The organism is Hyphococcus formosus, assembly GCF_046736345.1.
GTDB lineage: Bacteria > Pseudomonadota > Alphaproteobacteria > Caulobacterales > Parvularculaceae > Hyphococcus > Hyphococcus formosus.
The window spans coordinates 406,292-425,000 of the sequence record NZ_CP157210.1 but is presented as its reverse complement, the minus strand read 5'-3'; the positions used below and the strand labels follow the sequence as shown (position 1 = coordinate 425,000).

The 18,709-nt window shown below is 53.4% G+C and carries 21 protein-coding genes (1 of these 21 only partly in view); 13 read left to right on the top strand and 8 right to left on the bottom strand.

The window, feature by feature from the left end; all coding sequences use genetic code 11:
• Window positions 1-707, bottom strand: partial view of a rhomboid family intramembrane serine protease gene (locus tag ABFZ83_RS01975; RefSeq protein ID WP_411817764.1) — the 5' portion only. 25 nt of this gene lie to the left of the window's left edge; 707 of the gene's 732 nt are visible here — the first part of the coding sequence; its start codon is at window positions 705-707; the stop codon falls past the left edge of the window.
• Window positions 708-828: 121 nt separating this feature from the next.
• On the opposite strand from ABFZ83_RS01975, the gene ABFZ83_RS01970 reads away from it, so the two are divergent.
• The 4 genes from ABFZ83_RS01970 (at window position 829) to ABFZ83_RS01955 (ending at window position 4,085) form a co-directional block, all read left to right on the top strand.
• Entirely contained in the window at window positions 829-1,524 is a 696-nt protein-coding gene (locus ABFZ83_RS01970) for a PilZ domain-containing protein (RefSeq protein WP_411817763.1), read from the top strand.
• 16 nt (window positions 1,525-1,540) lie between these two features.
• Window positions 1,541-2,158, top strand: a complete 618-nt coding sequence (locus ABFZ83_RS01965) for a GYF domain-containing protein (RefSeq protein ID WP_411817762.1) — start codon at window positions 1,541-1,543, stop codon at window positions 2,156-2,158.
• A gap of 298 nt (window positions 2,159-2,456) precedes the next feature.
• Window positions 2,457-3,215: a PhoH family protein gene (locus ABFZ83_RS01960; RefSeq protein ID WP_411817761.1), complete on the top strand. Its 759-nt coding sequence runs from the start codon at window positions 2,457-2,459 to the stop codon at window positions 3,213-3,215.
• A 108-nt stretch (window positions 3,216-3,323) separates the two neighbouring features.
• Window positions 3,324-4,085: a hypothetical protein gene (locus ABFZ83_RS01955; RefSeq protein WP_411817760.1), complete on the top strand. Its 762-nt coding sequence runs from the start codon at window positions 3,324-3,326 to the stop codon at window positions 4,083-4,085.
• Here the strand turns inward: ABFZ83_RS01955 and ABFZ83_RS01950 are convergent, their stop codons facing one another.
• Window positions 4,086-5,507 (bottom strand): hypothetical protein, encoded by a 1,422-nt coding sequence (locus ABFZ83_RS01950; protein ID WP_411817759.1) that lies wholly within the window; start codon window positions 5,505-5,507, stop codon window positions 4,086-4,088.
• A gap of 11 nt (window positions 5,508-5,518) precedes the next feature.
• Window positions 5,519-5,743 carry a DUF3126 family protein gene (locus ABFZ83_RS01945; protein ID WP_411817758.1) on the bottom strand — a complete coding sequence of 75 codons (225 nt, stop codon included), beginning with the start codon at window positions 5,741-5,743 and terminating at the stop codon, window positions 5,519-5,521.
• Window positions 5,744-5,845: 102 nt separating this feature from the next.
• Here ABFZ83_RS01945 and ABFZ83_RS01940 point away from each other — a divergent pair, with 102 nt between their 5' ends.
• The 6 genes from ABFZ83_RS01940 (at window position 5,846) to ABFZ83_RS01915 (ending at window position 10,537) form a co-directional block, all read left to right on the top strand.
• Window positions 5,846-6,322 (top strand): copper chaperone PCu(A)C, encoded by a 477-nt coding sequence (locus tag ABFZ83_RS01940; protein WP_411817757.1) that lies wholly within the window; start codon window positions 5,846-5,848, stop codon window positions 6,320-6,322.
• A gap of 51 nt (window positions 6,323-6,373) precedes the next feature.
• Window positions 6,374-8,263 (top strand): ribosomal protection-like ABC-F family protein, encoded by a 1,890-nt coding sequence (abc-f, locus tag ABFZ83_RS01935; protein ID WP_411817756.1) that lies wholly within the window; start codon window positions 6,374-6,376, stop codon window positions 8,261-8,263.
• Window positions 8,264-8,337: 74 nt separating this feature from the next.
• Entirely contained in the window at window positions 8,338-8,631 is a 294-nt protein-coding gene (locus ABFZ83_RS01930) for a chorismate mutase (protein ID WP_411817755.1), read from the top strand.
• A complete protein-coding gene (locus tag ABFZ83_RS01925; RefSeq protein WP_411817754.1) occupies window positions 8,628-9,095 on the top strand; it encodes a PaaI family thioesterase in 468 nt (155 codons plus the stop codon). Before ABFZ83_RS01930 ends, ABFZ83_RS01925 begins: the two co-directional genes overlap by 4 nt.
• Window positions 9,092-9,511 carry a PaaI family thioesterase gene (locus ABFZ83_RS01920; protein ID WP_411817753.1) on the top strand — a complete coding sequence of 140 codons (420 nt, stop codon included), beginning with the start codon at window positions 9,092-9,094 and terminating at the stop codon, window positions 9,509-9,511. Before ABFZ83_RS01925 ends, ABFZ83_RS01920 begins: the two co-directional genes overlap by 4 nt.
• Window positions 9,512-9,592: 81 nt before the next feature.
• Window positions 9,593-10,537: a calcium/sodium antiporter gene (locus ABFZ83_RS01915; protein ID WP_411817752.1), complete on the top strand. Its 945-nt coding sequence runs from the start codon at window positions 9,593-9,595 to the stop codon at window positions 10,535-10,537.
• Here ABFZ83_RS01915 and ABFZ83_RS01910 read toward each other — a convergent pair.
• The 5 genes from ABFZ83_RS01910 to ABFZ83_RS01890 are packed head-to-tail and all read right to left on the bottom strand — an operon-like array spanning window position 10,534 to window position 13,831.
• A complete protein-coding gene (locus ABFZ83_RS01910) occupies window positions 10,534-10,863 on the bottom strand; it encodes a TraR/DksA family transcriptional regulator (protein WP_411817751.1) in 330 nt (109 codons plus the stop codon). The two genes, ABFZ83_RS01915 and ABFZ83_RS01910, sit on opposite strands and share 4 nt — an antisense overlap.
• Window positions 10,864-10,866: 3 nt before the next feature.
• The gene (locus tag ABFZ83_RS01905; RefSeq protein WP_411817750.1) at window positions 10,867-11,316 is read right to left on the bottom strand and encodes a DNA polymerase III subunit chi; all 450 of its coding nucleotides are present in this window, start codon (window positions 11,314-11,316) and stop codon (window positions 10,867-10,869) included.
• Window positions 11,313-11,867: a pyridoxamine 5'-phosphate oxidase family protein gene (locus ABFZ83_RS01900; protein WP_411817749.1), complete on the bottom strand. Its 555-nt coding sequence runs from the start codon at window positions 11,865-11,867 to the stop codon at window positions 11,313-11,315. Before ABFZ83_RS01900 ends, ABFZ83_RS01905 begins: the two co-directional genes overlap by 4 nt.
• 14 nt (window positions 11,868-11,881) lie before the next feature.
• Complete coding sequence (locus ABFZ83_RS01895) at window positions 11,882-12,322, bottom strand: DUF1499 domain-containing protein (protein ID WP_411817748.1); 441 nt, start codon at window positions 12,320-12,322, stop codon at window positions 11,882-11,884.
• 18 nt (window positions 12,323-12,340) lie between these two features.
• Window positions 12,341-13,831 carry a leucyl aminopeptidase gene (locus tag ABFZ83_RS01890; protein WP_411817747.1) on the bottom strand — a complete coding sequence of 497 codons (1,491 nt, stop codon included), beginning with the start codon at window positions 13,829-13,831 and terminating at the stop codon, window positions 12,341-12,343.
• Between the two features lie 175 nt (window positions 13,832-14,006).
• Here ABFZ83_RS01890 and ABFZ83_RS01885 point away from each other — a divergent pair, with 175 nt between their 5' ends.
• The 3 genes from ABFZ83_RS01885 (at window position 14,007) to ABFZ83_RS01875 (ending at window position 18,596) form a co-directional block, all read left to right on the top strand.
• Window positions 14,007-15,119, top strand: a complete 1,113-nt coding sequence (locus ABFZ83_RS01885) for an LptF/LptG family permease (protein WP_411817746.1) — start codon at window positions 14,007-14,009, stop codon at window positions 15,117-15,119.
• Window positions 15,119-16,213 (top strand): LPS export ABC transporter permease LptG, encoded by a 1,095-nt coding sequence (lptG, locus tag ABFZ83_RS01880; RefSeq protein WP_411817745.1) that lies wholly within the window; start codon window positions 15,119-15,121, stop codon window positions 16,211-16,213. Before ABFZ83_RS01885 ends, lptG begins: the two co-directional genes overlap by 1 nt.
• 139 nt (window positions 16,214-16,352) lie before the next feature.
• Window positions 16,353-18,596 carry an LPS-assembly protein LptD gene (locus ABFZ83_RS01875; RefSeq protein WP_411817744.1) on the top strand — a complete coding sequence of 748 codons (2,244 nt, stop codon included), beginning with the start codon at window positions 16,353-16,355 and terminating at the stop codon, window positions 18,594-18,596.
• Window positions 18,597-18,709 lie beyond the last annotated feature (113 nt).

Sequence of the window (18,709 nt, the reverse complement as noted above, 5' to 3'; positions counted from 1 at the left end):
TCAAACAACGGATAAAATAACAGTCCGAAGATATACCCGCCCACATGCGCCTGCCATGCGCTCGCGCTTTTAAACAAAATATAACTAAGCTTGGATGTGTCGAAAAAGATTGTCGCGCCGATAATTAATGCGGACACACCGAATATCATCAGTATCGATATGAATATCGAATGAGCGCCCTGAACAGCGTCATCAATTTTCCGTTGGCGCATTAGATTGATCCAGACAATCGCACCAAAGAGCCCCGAAGCCGCGCCCGAGGCACCAATCATGGCCTGCCAGGAAGATTGATTGATCAAGACAAAGAAGAAACCGGCAAACATGCCGGACAATATAAGAAAGGCAATAAACACCACAGGTACGTCATGGGTTTTTGCGCCGGGCGCGTTTTCCATCTCGCGGTAAACATATGACCCCATCAATCCAAGCGCGAGCAAGTTGATGACCATATGCATAACATTCACATGAAAAACCATGTGTCCCAAAATAGGACGTACAAGCCCGGTGACGACATCACCTTTTTCAAGCGCATGCATCACTCTTGCGGGCGAAAGCTCGAACCATCGCCAAATCCGGCGCATCGCCCCAATGGGCAGTAAAGACATGAATATCTGAATTGTCGCCAGCGCCAGCACGATACTGGATACAGTATCCGGCGGGTCCTTGAAAAATCCTAACCAATCATTGCGGTCAGTATTTGTTCTCATTTTGGTTAACGCTCGCAATGATCCTAAGGGTTTGATTAACGTCGAACCCTCAATCGTGCAAACTTTTGTTCATGAAAGGCGCTTAATATCAACACAATCGCTCGCGACCCACGGACCAAACATGACTAACAATACACCGGAAAATAGCGACGTATCGGAAACGCCTGAAATCGGTACAGACCGGCGCAAGCATCATCGCGCCGCGCTCCCGCTTAAAGCCCGCTTTCTAACCGAGCGCGGCGAAGAACGCGCGGGCGTTGTTGTCAATATTTCTGCGGGCGGTGCGATTTTGCAGACCCGGTTCCCGCCGGACCGCGATCAGAAGGTGATTCTCTATATTGATCAGATTGGCCGTATTGAAGGAAGAGTCGTCCGCACCAATGACCGCGCATTTGCCGTGGCCTATCCGAAAAAACGCTCCCGCCAAGCCCGAATCGCCGATCATCTGACCCAAGCCCTGAATAATAAGCATGATGGCGCAGAACGACGTGCCCGCCCCCGCATAAATCAAGACACCCATGCAACTGTACAATTAGAGGATGGTCGAACCATGGAATGTTCCATTTTGGACATTTCCCTGACCGGCGCATCACTTGAGATCAAACCCCGCCCACCTTTGGGTATGCACCTGATTCTCGGGCGCATGACCGCAAAAGTGGTCCGCCGGCACGATAAGGGCGTTGGGGTTGTGTTTACCGGCTCTTCCGAGCGGAAGATGGAAGACGTTCTTACAGATTCAGCGAGCATGGAGCCTTTTGATACAACTGGCCCGGGTTTTGCTCATTCATTTGGCAAGAAGGGCGTGCGCGCCCAATAGCCTATAAGGAAGAATAATGCTCGCTGCAGAAAACTGGTGTCTTAAAGTCGAAGACAAGGTTTACGGACCGTATACGACGGAACAGATGCGTAAATTCGCCCATGAGGGTCGATTGGCATCTTGGTCGCTCGTATCGCCCGCTGGTGGACGCACATGGCGCGAAGCCCGTAACGAGTCGATTTTTGCGAACTTTTTTGGCGTACATCGCGCGGATGGTTCTCCAAAAAAATCGGATCAAAATGCCTTTGGCAAACGAGATGAGAAGATTACGCAGCGTCCCGAAAAAGTTGCAGACAAAACCATCCCGATCAGCGCAGAGATCAAGACGCGCAAATCGACAGAACCAAAGACAGCAAACTTCATTGTTATTTTCGATGTGGTCAGCGGTGCCGCAAGCCGCGTCGAGGCCGCACTTTATGGCTTGGGCCCTGCCTTCAGGATTGCAGATAATGTCTGGACGATATCGTGCGAAATGACAGCCGTTGGTGTACGGAATGCTATTGCGCCATATTTACGCGGTAGCGAGTCAATTTTCGTAGTCGACGCAACACGCGGTCGATCATCGTGGAGCAATTACGCACCGACGGTGAATTCAAAGCTTACTGCTGCTTTCGTAAATACGAAACAGGCTTAAGCGAAATTTACGTCGATTTTTTCCTCGCTTTGTAAATTTGCATCATTTTGTGACTGCCTTCGTGAATTTTTTCTGACGCCGCCGATTTATTTCGGCATGGGCCAGAAAACGGGGTATAGTGAAGATGGTGACTGATTCGCGGGAGCGACAATCGTCGAGATGCAGTGTAATGGCATAAGAAGCGTCCGGAATAGCGCAATATGCGCCAAGGGCTTCTGTTCGGCGATAAAACAATCAGATTGTCACTCACTCCCCTCATTCAGCGCCATCCCCTTCCCCTTGTTACCTGGAGGCGTACATGACGAAACGTTCTGCCCGTCGCGCAGCGCGGCGCAATTCTGAGTTCGCGCAATATGGAGACGACAACAACGTAAGGCGATTATTCGACGAACCCAAATGGTCCCCAATCCCAGATGACAATAACCGGGATCAGAAATATCGCAAAAATCTCCGTGCACAGAACGAATCCCAGCAACAGGTCATGGACGCGATTGACGAAGCGCCACTTGTTTTTGCAGTAGGTGCAGCGGGAACGGGAAAAACCTATCTCGCGATCGCCAAAGCGGTAGAGGCGCTTGACGCCGGGAATGTGAGACGCATCATTCTATCCCGCCCCGCGGTTGAGGCCGGCGAAAGCCTTGGCTACCTGCCCGGCGATATGGAAGAAAAGCTCTCTCCTTATCTCCGGCCACTTTATGATGCACTTTGTGACCGGATATCCTCCAAGCGCCTGAAGGCGTTGATGGCCGAAGGCGTCATCGAAATTGCCCCCATCGCCTATATGCGAGGGCGCACGCTCAATAATGCCTATATTGTCATCGACGAGGCCCAGAACTGCACCTATGGGCAGCTCAAAATGTTGCTGACCCGGCTTGGCTGGAATTCGTCAATGGTCGTTACCGGAGACCCGGCGCAAAGCGATCTATTGCCGGGAATGTCCGGGATCAATGACGTGATCGAGAAATTGGAAATGCTCGAAAATGTGCGCGCCGTAAGATTCTCACGCGAGGATGTCGTGCGGCACCCATTGGTAGCGGAAATGATCGACGCACTCTGATCCCCCGGAGGCACGCCCGCAGCGAATCATCCCCACGGGATTTCACTACGGGCGTCCTCATGGTATTGAACGGCCTTCCGCTTGTGACTGAAAAATAGGACGGACGGCATGAGTAACGGCTACGGCTTTGGCGACGGTGAGATTAAGCAGGAATCCAGCTGGCGTTATCCCTTGGGCATTTTCATGGCGACGCTCGTGCTTTGCGCGATCTTTCTTTATTACTATGTCGGCCCAAGTGTTGAGGATTTTAGCGGCAATACGCCAAGCCCCGCGATCACTGAAGAACCGGTGCGCGTCGAAATCGGCGGCACGATCTTCGCCCCGCCCGCCAATTACACGGTCTATCCACGGGCACGGCGCGGCGGCGTACGCGATGAAGTCAATCTCTATGCCCTTTGGCCGACCATGCACGGTTACACCCCGGCGCAGCGCAAAGAATTCATCGAGAACGCCCCGGACACGCGCCGAATCGACATTACGATTTCAAAGCGCACATCGATGTTCAACGAAGCCGAACGATTCGAACGGTTATATCTGCCGCAAACGGTAGACCCACGTGGCGTGCGCACACCTTACCAATTGACGAAGTTCACCTTCAAAGAACAGCGCGCCAATGTGCCGACCAATGGCTATGCGGACACAGAGTTGTTTGTCGGCAATGACGAGGCTGGCGCGACCGCAGCGGTTTTCTGCTTCAAGGACCAGGATGACGTAATCAGCCCCGAATGCTGGCGGAAATTAGAATATGGTGACAAGGTCGAAGTGAGCTATCGATTCAAACGGCCCTATTTGCCTGAATGGCGCGCGATCGATCAGGCGGTCATCAATTTAGTGACAAAGCTCGACCAGTCAAAGCAAGTCACCCAATAATTATAAACGCTGAGCTTGCGCGCTAAGAGCAACCATCAGGATCGGCGATATTATCAGACCAATGGCGACGATAACCGCGAAATAGCTCACAAGGGCTAATCCGTTCGGCCAGCTCATGGCGATGGACGAAACAATCAACGCGCTCACGCTGACACTTGCGAGGAATACGAAACGCCGCAAGCCATCGCTCATCGCGTTTTGGGTGATATCGCGGGCATTACGCCAGATATCGCCCGCGTTACGCCAACTCACGGTAATTTGCGCAAAAGACATGCCCGCAAGGGTCTGCGCCAATAGCCGGTCTTGGAGCGTTGGCAACTCGATTCCGATCGCCTGATAGGCAAGCGCTGCAAAAATTGCGCTCACAAAAAGCATGATCGCGATCAATGAACTTGTCCGCACAGAAACAAACGCAGCACCGGACGCGATCATGATCAACCCGATAAACAGGAAGAAACTCAACGGATCCGCGATCCCCGTTTCAAATCCCGAAACCACAACCAAAACGCCGATAATGGCGCTGCCCGCAATGGCCGTTGAGCCCGGCAATAGGCGTCGCATCGGACGCCAGCTTTCAGCGAATCGTTGCCGGCGGTAATTTTCGTCCACCGCGACCTGTTCCGTGTGGCGCAATAGTGCGAGCGCACCTGTGCTGCAGATCAGGCTCATTGCCGCCACTAACACGGTTGCGATGCTGATGAACGCAATCGTCTGGAGATCAAGCTCCCCGAGGTTTAATTCGAGAGACATCACGATCCCATAGGCAAGGGTCGAAAGAATACAGAAGCTCCCGGGCGCTAGCGCGGCATGCCCTGCGGCCCCCGCCGCCCCTCTCGCCGAATATCCTTTTGCAAAAAGCTGCGCGAATTCGGCGGCGACACTCATCCCGACACAAAGGCCCCCCACGAGATAAAGCGTCAGCAATGGAGCCGCGAAGGAAACCTGCAACAGATCAACCAGTGCCAGAAATCCGATTGCACCGATGATCCCCACAATAGATGCAAGCGGCCCGACAAATCCGAGCCGCAAAAGATTGCGCAAAATTGGCATAAGCGCGCTCAGAAAGACAAACAGTCCGAGCCCGGCCGCAAATATCAATGGCTGCAAAAATTCAATCGGCGCACCAAAGGCTCCCATCGCATAGGCGCTTAGGAGCCCGCCGGCGATGACCACCACCGCAACATAAGTTCCCTGAAGAATTGGTTTGCGCGGCGTCAGAGCCGCAAGGGCGAGCGGCACAAAAATCGCGATCAGCGCGCTCATCGCGTTACGAAGCAAAAGGAGGTCAACACCGGCGGCATCGCCCTGATGGCGCATGCCCATGACCGCCAATACGACTAGCCCCAGCCCGACGACACCACCGAGCAAAATCGGGCGCTCAGCCGACAGCTTCCCGAAAAAACCGGATGGCGCGCCCGACAAGATCCGACCTCTTAGTTCGCCGGCCGTTCTGGCAGGTCTATTTCGAGGATTGCCATGTTAAAGTCATAGGATACGTCGCCTTCCTCATCATCGCGGAAAATCACGCCGATGAATTCATCACCAATATAGACCTCGGCAGAGTCGTCTTTATTCGGCCGGCCACGCACCGTCAGGTTATCCATGCCAAATTTTGTGCTCAGATATTTCTGAAGGCGGGCAATATCTACGTTATCCATAATACTCTTGTCCTTTTCGTGAGACCCTCTTAACCGTATCCGAAGCAGGTGCCAACCGCCCTTGGCGGCTGTTTATTCAGCAATTTTTCCGGAGTTTTTGCCATGAAACATCGTTCACCCGCCTTATTGTTTCCTTTCCTTCTATTGGCCGGATGTGGCGGAGAAACCGAAAATGCCTGTGGCGCTGACACAATCGTCGCCAGTGATCCTTGGGTACGCGAGGCAGGCCCCGGACACCCCATGAGCGCAGCCTATCTCTCACTTTGTAATGGCAGTGAAACGGCGGACCGGCTGGTTTCCGTCTCTTTTAGCGGTGCAAACGCTGCGGAAATCCATACAACCACCGTCGACGAGAACAATGTCGCCCGCATGCGTCCCCTGGAAAATGGGCTTTCTTTGCCCGTTGGCGAAGCCGCTGTGCTCGCCCCCGGATCGACCCATATCATGTTGATGGGACTGACCGAGGAGATAACCTCCGATTCCGAGCCGACAATCACCCTTAATTTCGAAAACGCGGAACCTTTGACGCTGACATTCGAGGTTCGGTCCAAGAAAGATGCCGGCCATTCGGCACATTGATCTCGCCCGCCCCCTTTCTCGTGAAGCGGACAGGCGATAAAAGCGCCCGCCATGTTACATATAAATGACCTTTCTTATTCAATCGAAGGCCGCGTTCTGTTCGATCAGGCGACGGCCGCAATTTCAGATGGCTGGAAGGTCGGTTTTGTCGGGGCAAATGGATCGGGCAAATCGACCCTACTCAAAATCATCAAGGGCGAAATCTATACCGGCGGCGACGAAGTTTCCTTACGCAAAAATCGGCGACTAGGCTCGGTAGAGCAAGAAGCGCCCTCGTCTAATGTCAGCCTGCTCGATACGGTGCTGGAACAAGATAAAGAACGGGCAAGTCTCATCGCGGAAGCTGAGACAACGACTGATCCGAACCGAATTGCGGAAATACAAACGCGGCTGGCCGATATCGACGCCCATTCTGCCGAAGCGCGTGCCGGCGCAATTCTTTCGGGTCTTGGTTTCTCAGCAAAGGAACAAAGCCGCCCCTGTTCTGAATTTTCCGGCGGCTGGCGGATGCGGGTAGCGCTGGCCGGTGTGTTGTTTTCTGCGCCAGATCTTTTGCTACTGGACGAGCCGACGAACTATCTCGACCTTGAGGGGACAATCTGGCTCGAAACCTATTTGCGGCGTTATCCCTATACGACGTTGATCGTCTCTCACGACCGCACATTGCTGAACAATGCTGTCACCCACATTCTTGCTCTTGAAAACGGCAAGCTGACCGTCAGCCCCGGCGGCTTTGATACCTATGAAAAAAAGCGCGCCGAAGCGCGTGCGCAAGCCGCATCGTTCCGCGAACGGCAAGAAGCGCGGCGTCGCCATATGCAGGCCTTTGTCGACCGCTTCCGCGCAAAGGCGTCAAAAGCGAAACAGGCGCAAAGCCGCGTTAAAATGCTGGAAAAACTGGAGGTCGTCGCAGAGCCGATTTCCGCCAAAACAATACCGTTTCATTTTCCCAATCCAAAAGCGATGGCACCGCCAATCGTGCGGGTGGTCGATGGCGAACTCGGCTATGAAGAAGGAAAGCCAATCCTGTCCAAGGTGAATTTGCGTCTTGATCAGGATGATCGGATTGCGATCCTCGGCCCGAATGGTCAGGGGAAATCCACTTTGGTTAAAGCGCTGTCCGGACGTTTGTCACCGCTATCGGGAAATGTCTATAAGCACAAAAAATTATCTATCGCCTATTTCGCCCAGCACCAGTTGGACGAATTAAAGCCCAAGCAATCCGCCTACGAACATGTTCGCGCGCTCATTCCCGATGCCACAGAGGCCGAGACACGCTCGGCAACCGCACGTTTGGGCTTTGGGCCGGAAAAGGCCGATACCGCCATCGAAAAACTATCGGGCGGCGAAAAAGCCCGTTTGTTATTGGGACTGATTACCTTTCACGGCGCGCATTTGCTGATTCTGGACGAACCAACAAACCATCTTGATATGGGCGCGCGTGAAGCACTGATTGAAGCGCTGAACGATTTTCAGGGCGCTGTCTTGCTCATTACGCACGACTCCCATCTGGCATCGGCCGTCGCAGACCGCTTATGGTTGGTCAATCAAGGTAAAGTGGAGCCTTATGAAGGCGACCTGAGCGATTATCGCGAGCTTGTATTGGCGGCGAGTAAAACCGTCAGCAAGACTGACAGTAAGAAAGCCTCAGAGAACGTCAAAGAAGCCGCGCGAAAAAATGCAGCCGAGCTGCGCCAGTCCTTGCAACCTTTGAAAAAAGCGGCCCAAACGCTCGAAACCAAAGTCGACAAACTAAACGCCACATTGGTTCGCCTTGATGAAGCATTGGCGGAGCCCGGTCTTTTTGAAAACAACCTGCCCCGCGCGACCAAATTATCCAAAGAACGGAGCGCGCTCGTGTCTGCAATCGAAAATGCAGAGACCGAATGGCTGTCGGCGCTCGAAGCCTATGAAACTGCTAAAGCTGAAGCGGGAGCGTAGGATACCCAACTGCTACTCTTCATTGTTTGCCCAAGAAATTCGACCTAACTTCAATTTTGATAAAGGAATAAGTCATGAGAAAAGCCGCTGAATGCGAAACGATGGATCAGGTCCGCGAAGAAATTGACCGGGTGGACCGCGCCCTCGTTGATCTGCTCGCTGAACGCTGGACCTATGTAGACCGCGCATGGTTTTTCAAACGCTCTCCTGACGAAGCGTCCGTTCCTTGGCGAAACCGCGATGTCGTCGATAAGGTGAAATCACGCGCAGAAGAAGCTGGCATGCCCCCCGAAATGGCCGAGGCACTTTGGCGTCAAATCATCGGTTGGGGCATTCAATATGAAGAAGAAAGACTGCGTGAAAAATGAGCAGTGACGAGATCAATCCTGCCATCGGCAAGATGCTGAGCGGCGCAAGGGATTGGCTTTTGCATGAACATTCGTTGTTTTATTCGCTCGATCTAAAGCCCATTTTAATTGGGCGGAATAAAGCGACATTTTCTGTCCACCTGCCACAAGACTTTCTGGACGCAAATGGTTACGTCCATGGCGGATTATTGACCATCATTATGGATTCGATATTCGGCCTTGCCGCTTTTACCGCGCTTGATGAATTCAACCCGATTGCAACAATTAATCTCCGTACCGATTATTTAACTAATACAAAAGCTGGCGGGCGTGTAATCTGCGCCGCGGAATGTATAAAACTGCGCGGCGATGTCGCCTATGTGGTTGGCGACTTAAGAGCCGAACAAACCGACGAGCAAGTCGCAACTGCGACCGGCGCATTTATGATCGGGACACGCAGTTCAAATGTGGCGTCGAGGCTATGACAACAGAACTTGAGAAAATTCGCACCTATGCCGAAGCCGCACCGGTTTCAAAATGGCTGGGATTCTCAGCCGATATGGTCGGCGACGAGACATTTTTCTTCCTCAAATTTGCTGAACACCATATTGGAAATGCGATGATCCGCGCATTGCATGGCGGTGCCATTGCGACATTCCTCGAATTCGCGGCGGGCGCAAAACTAAACGCAGCACTCGACCCAGCCAGCGAAGTCGCCACCGTAAACACCGATATAGAGTACCTAAGTTCGGCGAGCGCCGATGATATGACAGCGCGTGTCAGACTTATTCGTATAGGGCGACGCCTCGCCTTCGTCGAAGCGGTGGGCTGGCAATCTGACGAAAATACACCCGTAGCGATCGGCCATTTCCGTTTCAGAATTGGAACGCCTAGCAAATAATTTTGTTTCCATGCCGATAAACCACTAGTCTTTTCAGGACGCCGCCCCATATCGGCGGACATTCACTAGCGGAGGGTCAGCATGTTCTGGATGTTCGTCATTACGGGGCTCGTCCTATTAACTCTCGGGGCCGAATGGCTGATCCGAGGTGCAACCAGCATCGCCCGCCGTTTTGGCCTATCTGAATTACTGATCGGCTTGACGCTTGTTGGGTTCGGAACCTCTATGCCCGAGCTTGTCTCCAGTGTCGGTGCGGCACTCGCGGGCTCGCCCGGCGTCGCGGTGGGAAATGTCGTTGGCTCCAATATCGCCAACATCCTTCTTATTCTTGGTGTGTCCGCCGCGATCATGCCGATCAATGTCAAAATGCTCGGCTTTCGCCGCGATGCGTTGGTTTTAGGCGGCGTAACACTTGGCTCTATCGCAATCATGTTTACCGGCGAACTTTCGCGGCTAGCGGGAATTGGTTTTATCGTGGCGCTGATCGCCTATGTCGGATGGGCGTACCGCGGCGAAAGGGCCAAGCCAAGCGCAAGCGCCGAGGCCATAAATGTCGCCTCTATGGGTAATCCGGGCAAGACCATGCCCGCCATCGGATTTGCGATGATTGGTCTTTTGTTTTTGGTGATCGGGGCGCGATTACTCGTCGACGGCGCAATTGGCATTGCAACAATGTTGAATATCCCTGAGACCCTCATTGGACTGACGGTTGTGGCCGTTGGCACGTCCCTGCCAGAATTGATGACGTCGGTGATGGCTAGCTTGCGCGGCAAGTCAGATCTCGCGCTTGGGAATGTCTTGGGATCCAATATCTATAATTTGTTGGGAATTTTGGGCGTAACCGCCTTGGTACAGCCGATTACCGTGCCGGAAACAATTCTCGCATTCGATAATTGGGTCATGCTCGGCGCGACGGGCGCGCTAATTGCCTTTGCTGTGACCAAGCGCCAGCTAGAGCGATGGGAAGGCGCGCTGATGGCCCTCGCCTATGCAATCTATCTTGGCTATTTAGTGTTTCAGATTTAACGCGCGCAGCCCGCACAAAAGCTAGCAGTCAGATCGATGAGTAACCGCTTTTCGGCAATGGGTTCACCGCATTCTGCGCAATATCCGTATTCGCCTTCGTCGAGGCGCTTCAGCGCTGCGTCGATTTTCCGTTGTTCATTTATGCGTCTGGCTTCTTGCGCATTTGCCATGGCTTGCTGCTGCAACGCGTCTTGCCGCGAAAGTCTACCGACGGATTGTTGATCAAGCTCGACCGGTTTTCTGGTGTCTTTGCTTTCGTTTGAAAGCGTCTCAAGCTCGTCCCGACGCGCCAATAATTTCAATCGAAAGGCATCCAGATCGATCATCAATTATGCCTGTTTTTCCCAGCGCCCTTCTGGCGATTGCCGCCAATAGGCAACGTCATGACCAGCAGCTTTCGTTTCTTTCCAGAATTGCCGCGCATCACCGAGCGCCTCGTCATCGCGCCCATCAAAAATCGTTACGCAGCGGACGAAATTATCAAGCGCACTCGCTTCGGTTTTTGCGCCATCGACCAGAAATAATAGCTCAGCGCCATTCGGCACATCCTCACCATCGGTCAGCCAGACCGGCTGCCCCGCGCCATCGCCCGCACTAGCATGCGGCAGAAAACTTTCATCGCGATAGACCCATAAATGGTTGTCGAGCATATTCACGCGCTCGCGATTGATCGTTCGCACGACCGCCCGCCATCCGCGCCCAAGGGTCTTTTCCAATAGGTCCGGCAAGACCCCTTCGACCCCGCCTCGCTCCAGGTGATAAAAAAGAACTTCCGTCATTTGTGATCCGCAACCACAAGGCCGGTTTCAAAACCGTCAATGCTCGTCATGTTCTTTTCGCGCTGGTAATTGCGCAAGCCCTCTTCGCCTCTCGCCAGCGTCGATTGCACCAGCACCTGGCGCTCCGCGATAAGCGCCATTTCCGGCACCGCGTAACCGCAACTTGTCTGTACGCTGTCAATATCGACGAAAATGATCTGGCGCGCGCCCGGCAAGTCGGGAAAGCGGTCTTTGTGGGCGGCGAATTCGGCCGACCCCATCGCCGCGACGCGCCCGCGCCCGTAAAGCCGGAGGATCAAGGGAACCTTGTCGAAACTGTTCAGCATCACGGTGACCCGCCCGTCGCGTTTGATATGCGCGGCGGTCTCGTTCCCGCTGCCGGTGAGGTCGAGATAGGCGACCGTCGCCGCATCGAGCACGCGAAACGTGTCCATTCCCTTTGGCGACAGGTTGATGCGCCCGTCGGCGGCAGCGCTCGCCACAAAGAACATGGGCTGGCGCTCGATAAACGCGATATGCTTTTCATTCAGTCGGTCAAAAAACGCCGCCATGGCGGAACTCCAGTTTACTTTTGCGCCGTCAAGGCCGCGCGCAGCGCCTCGACCCGTTTGCGGTTGGTGCCCAGATCGCTATGACCAACGCGCGACGCAGAGCGCACATGCACAAAGTCTTCTGCTTTTCGGAACTCAACATCATCAACATATTTCATGAGCGGGGACGAAAATTCGCTGGCGATATAATTATCGTTGATCGCAACAACCACACCGCCCTCTTTACCGATAAGCTCCGGCAGCGCTTCCCAAACATCAATCGGGAACGGGGCGACACGATGAGCCTCATCGGCATTGTCTTCGCTCGAAACGCAGTTCGGTGATGAAGGACAAGGGGCCAGTGCACCATCGACTAAGCCCGGTGCACTGCCACTTCGTGATTTAATCGAGAGAACGACAAAAAAGCTGACGGCGAGAATAATCAACGCCAATATTATCAGTATAATAACTTTCATATCGCCTCCCGCATGATTTTATTTCTCGTAGTTTGCGCGAATATATTCGTCGAGCAAACGAACGCCAAAGCCAGAACCACCTTTCGGGCAGGTCGGCTTGTCTTTGGTGTTCCATGCCATGCCCGCAATATCGAGATGCGCCCAAGATACGCCATCTTGGATAAACCGGCCGAGGAATGCCGCAGCGGTCGAAGAGCCTGCGCCCTTGCCCCCGATATTTTGCATATCCGCAATGTCGGACTTGATCATTTCGTCATGGGTTTTGGTTAGCGGCATGCGCCATAGCTTGTCGCCAGACGCTTCGCCAGCGGCATCAAGTTGTTTGGCGAGCTTGTCGTCCTTTGTGAACATGCCGCCAAATTCATGGGCAAGTGAAATGATGATTGCGCCCGTCAATGTTGCAAGATCAATCACAGCTTTTGGCTTGTAGGTTTCCTGCGTCCACCAAAGCGCGTCTGCGAGCACCAGTCGCCCTTCCGCGTCGGTATTGAGGACCTCAATCGTTTGGCCAGACATCGACGTTACAACATCGCCGGGGCGCTGCGCATTGCCATCGGGCATATTTTCCACGAGGCCGACAACGCCAATCACATTTGCTTTCGCTTTACGGCCGGCAATCGCCGCCATTGCACCCGTAACGGCACCAGCACCGCCCATATCCCATTTCATATCTTCCATGCCGGGCGCGGGCTTCAGCGAAATACCGCCGGTATCAAAAGTCACACCTTTTCCGACAAATGCGACGGGCGCGTCGCCTTTTTTGCCGCCATTCCATTCCATCGCCACGAGCTTTGACTCGCGAACCGAACCCTGACCGACACCCAAAAGCGAGCCCATACCAAGCTTGGCCATTTCCGCTTCACCGAGCACTTTGACTTTAACGCCCAGCTTGCTCAGGGCCTGACACCGTTTTGCAAAGCTTTCCGGGAAAAGAATATTCGCAGGTTCCGAAACAAGATCGCGGGTGAGGAAGACACCATCACCCACCTTGTCGAGATCGCCATATACGGTTTTTGCCGATGTCGCATTTGTCGAAATTGTAATTTTTGTGAGGCTCGGCTTGTCCTCTTTTTCTTCTTTGGTGCGGTATTTATCGAACCGATAGGTTTTCATCCGCGCACCTAGGCCGATATGCGCTGCCATTTTTCCCGCATCGACGCCCTTGGCTGTTAATCCTGTGACTGCGATCACGCCTGATTTTTCGGACCCGCCCAGCAGTTTTGCTGCGGCATTACCGCCAACGGTTTCTGCTTCATGTAGCGAGAAAGATTTCGACGGGCCCGCGCCAAGCAGCACGATCCGGCTGTTATTAATTCCTGACGGCGCGACGATATCGAGGGATTTGCCTTTTTTCGCCTTGAAGCCCGCCGCTTTTACCGCGCGCTCAACGGCACCATCGGTGGCTTTATCAAGATCATCATAAGCCTTCGGCTTGCCGCCGTCCTCGAACATCGGGATGACAATCGCACCAGTTTTGGGAAGTGCGGCAGCGGAAAACGTAATTTGCATGGATGTCCTCTTGTATCGTTTGTTTTTTGTCTTCAAACCTGTTGACCGTTCTATAGCATAGCGCAGTCAAAATTGGCGGGGTGCTTTCGGCTTAGGTCCGGTTTGTGCTAGGCCGGTATTCGATCGTTCGGCGTTACTCTACTCACGTCGCACAATAAGGAAAGAGCACAAAAACTTGAACAGTCTGGACAAATATATCCTGCGCCAGTGTTTGATGCCCTTAATCCTGATTTTGGTGGTCACCACCGCGATTGTCTGGATGACACAAAGCCTCCAGCGGATTGAGATCATTGTGGAATATGGCCAGGGCTTCTTGGTCTTTCTCTATCTAAGCATGCTCATTATCCCCAGCCTGCTTGCGATCATCATCCCATTCGCGCTTTTCGGGGCCGTGGTTTACGCCCTTTACCGGCTGCATTCCGATAGTGAAATTGCTGTCATGTTCGCCGCGGGGATCAGCCGCTGGCGGATCTCCCTACCCCTTTTGTTCATTACATTGCTGACCGCCTGCGCGACGCTTTACGTGAATGTAGATTTGATGCCGCGGAGCTATCGCGTATTGAAGCAAACCGTGGCGGAGATCCGCGCAGATTTTGCGACGTCGCTTCTGCGTAGCGGCGAGTTCATTAGCGCGTCAGACGGATTTACAATTTACGTAGACGAGTCCCGCCCGGGAAATCAGTTTGTGGGTTTGCTGATCAATGATTACCGCAACAAAGATAAGCGCGAGACCTATATGGCGCAGCGGGCAATCTTACAGGAAACAAAAGCCGGACCCTTATTGATCCTTAAAAACGGCAATATCCAACGCGAAGGCCGCGACGGCGATAAAGTCGATTTCATTCGGTTCGATGACTGGGCCGTAAATGTATCAACCCTGAATGATGGCCCCGGCGAGTTACAACTTGAACTAACGGAGCGCTATTTGGGCGAGCTTTTAAACCCCGATCTTTCAAAACCTTATGATCGGGCGAATGAAGGCAAGCTCATTGCCGAGGGACATGCCCGTCTGGCCTCGCCGCTCTATGCCTTTGCTTATGTGCTCGTCGGGTTGAACGCATTAATCGGCGGGGCCTATACGCGGCGGAGTTATTTCCTCCGGGTTGCGGGGGCTGGCGTGGTTGTGTTTGGCCTGCGCGTGGCGGGATTTCTTGCTCAAGGTTTTGCCAGTGAGACCGGTGCGGTCTGGATGCTCTATGCGCCGCCCCTTGCCGCAATTGGCGCAGCGGCATTTTTGATATACGCGCCACAAAACTGGCGGATCTTGCCCCAGCGGAGTGTCGCCTGATGCCGCCAGCAACATTGTTCCGCTATATCGCCCTAAGAACCGTCATTGCCGTTGGCGGCCTGTTCGCGATCCTTACCTGCCTGGTACTTTTGGTCGATCTGATCGAGAATATGCGCTTTGCAGGCAAAGTCGCTAATGGCGATTTTGGCCTTGCCTTGAACCTCACCTTGCTGCGTGCACCATCCCTGACGCAGGCGTTAATCCCGTTCGTATTTCTGTTTGGCTCGATCTGGATGTTTCACCAGCTCAACAAACGCTCAGAGATTTCGGTTATGCGTTCGGCCGGTCTTTCGGCCTGGCGGTTATTGGGGCCAACGGCGCTCATTGCCGCCCTGTTTGGTTTTATTGTCATAACGGCCATAGATCCGCTTTCGGCCAGTTTGATGTCCCATGCCGAAAATATCAAAAGCAAAAAACAAGGGGTCGAAGGTAATCTGGTCCGGGTCTTCGGCGATGGCATCTGGTTACGCCAGCGCGATGAAGCAGGTCAGTTGATAATCAACTCACGCAATTTCGATGAACAAAAGGAAGTGCTCGAAGATGTCATCATTTGGCGTTTCGACCGAGAGAGCGCCTTTCTTGAGCGCATAGATGCGGAGGAAGCATTCCTCTCTGGCAATACGCTTGAGTTGCACGAAGCCCGGTTGCGAACGCCAGATAGTGAAACCGAAACATACGTTCCGATCTATGCGGTCGTGACGACCCTCACTTCGGCTAATTTGCGCGAACGGGTGTCGCCGCCCGAAACCATGTCCCTTTGGCAATTGCCGCATTTCATCCTGCTCGCCGATGCCGCCGGCCTGCCCACCATCCGGTATAATATTCGTTTTCACGAACTCTGTTCGACACCGCTAAAACTATTGGCGATGGTGTTGATCGCCGCCGCATTTTCGATGCGACCGCCCCGGACCGGCGGGGCCATCCAATTGGCAATCCTCTCGATCCTCGCGGGCTTTACGCTCTATGTCCTGTCGGAAATTGCGACAGCATTAGGCGAGTCTGGGCTTGCGCCGGCGTCGCTAGCGGCGTGGACCCCGGCAATTGTTGCCTCTCTCGCCGCGGTTACGGCAATGTTACACCTCGAAGATGGTTGATTTTCCACCTGAAATGAGAGATCGACTAGACCTCGCCGAACGGCTCATATATCTCTAACAAAAACCTTTTCTTACTGATTCGCGCTGCGAAGGGCCTTTTTTTGTGTCGACTGATAACCGCCTTATAGCGCGCCTATTAATGTCAACGGTGCTGGCTAGCGTCGGTGGCGGTTTTGTTCCGTCCGGCATAACCACCAGCGCGATGGCGCAGAGCGATCCCGTATCCATTCCAGACGAAGAAGAACAGGAAACGGTCCTGTTCGAGGCGGATACCGTCACCCGAGATTTCGACGAAGGCCCCATCATCGCCGAAGGTGATGTTCGGGCCTATTTCGGTGAGCGCTATTTGCGGGCCGATAAGCTGATCTACAATCCCAATACCGATATTGTCATCGCAGAGGGCAATGTCTCCATCACGGACTCCGATCTTGAAACTGCGTTCGCTGGACGGGTCGAACTATCCGGCGATCTTCGCGACGGCATCGCAGAAAATTTCTCTGCCCTTCTCGAAGATAATGCCCGGCTCGCGGCCGATAGCGCCATTCAGGAACAAGGTGCGCGCACCCGTCTCAGCCGCGCCGTATATACTTCGTGTAATGTGTGTAACGAACAGGGCGAAGGCAAGACGCCCACTTGGCGGATAAAGGCCCTAAGGGTCACGCGCGACAAAGAACGAAAAGTCGTTCGTTTCCATCATGCATTCCTCGAAATGAAGGGCATACCGATTATCTATGCGCCCTTCCTGCAAACGCCGGATCCGTCGGTTGAACGCCAGTCCGGTTTTCTACCGCCGAATATCGGAACGTCGAGCCGCCTCGGTTTCAATATCGAGCTGCCTTATTATCTGGCGATTTCCAATCATCAGGATGCGACCTTTTTCCCGAAATTCACAACGTCAGACGGTGTGTTGTGGCAGGGTGAATGGCGGCGCAAGGGGAATGACGGCTATCACGTCCTATCTGGCGGTGTCATCGACTATGACAATACAAGCGAGCCAACCGAAGATGTCCCCGGCGTAAGGTGGCACCTGTTTGGTCGCGGCTATCGCGACTTTGGTGATAATTGGCGTGTCAGCTATGACATTGAGCGCGTGTCGGATGACACCTATCTCCGCCAGTATGACGTTGAACGACGCGGTGACCTCCGGCAGGAGCTTGACCGCGGCCAGACCAACCAGCTTCGTAGTAACGCCAAAGTCGAATGGAAAAGCGGCGGGTCAAATCTGACCTTTGACACATTCGTCTTTCAGGGCCTTCGATCGTCTGATGATTCAGCGACGATCCCCTATGTCCTACCGCTCGTAGATTATAAATATAAGTTCGATGACAAGATCCTTGGTGGCCGCGCCTCAATCGGGGCGAATATGGCCGTACTTTACCGTACCGAAGGGATCGACTCTCAGCGTCTGACGACGTCAGCAAATTGGGAACGGGACTTCATTACCCGCGGTGGCCATCGCTTTAATGTTTTCGCTGAGGCCCGCGCCGACCTCTATCGTTTTCAGGATCTCGATTTGGGTACAGAGATCTGCACGAGCGCAACCTCGTCTTGTGTGAATGACTTCCCCGGTTTCTCTACGACCGAAACATCCGATTTTGAAAACCGTATTGCACCAACGATCGGTGCTGAATGGTCTTATCCGCTAACGCGGGAGTTTCATGGAGCGCGTCTTTTCCTCGAGCCTCGGGTCCAGATCGTCGCCAGCTTGGCAGATCAAAACCCTGTCGAGATCCTCAACGAAGACTCGCAGAGTATTGAATTCGATTATGCGGGCTTGTTCGATTATAATAAATCGACGGGCTATGACGCGTTTGAAGACGGCCAGCGGATGAATATCGGCCTGACCGCATCGGCAATTTTCCCGAACGGTATTTCCGTCGAAGGGGCCATCGGCCAGCAATACCGTATTCAGAACACGAACGCTTTTGACTCCTCGTCCGGCCTTGGTGAGAAAAGTTCGGATATCGTTGGATCACTCAATGTTCGGTATAAAAATGTCGGTATCGAAAACCGTTTCCGCCTCGACGATAAGAATGGCGGCATCCAACGCGCAGAGTCCCTCGCCTTTTATCGCTCAAAGCGGTTCCTCGCGAATTTGAGCTATGTTCGCCTGAACGAGGAAAACGTCGCTAATAATCTGACGCGCCGTGAAGAACTGACCGCAACCGGCCGCGTAAAAGTCCTAGATCACTGGTCGGTCGGCGGTGCGTGGCGGGTCGATCTTGAAAGCGATCAAACTATTCGCCAAGATTTCACCGTCGGTTATGAGGACGAGTGTTCGACCTTCGGCATCACCTACAGACGAAATCGGACCTTTGACGCCAATTTAAAACGCGACAATGCAATCATTCTTACCTTCACACTTAAATCGCTGGTAGAGTGAGCGCTTGCACCGCGCACAATTCAGTCTATTTTCGCACTGGGCCGGACGATGATAGTAAATACAGGATAAAGTACGCTAATGCGATTTTCGTTATTAAGTTCAGTGGCTTGCAG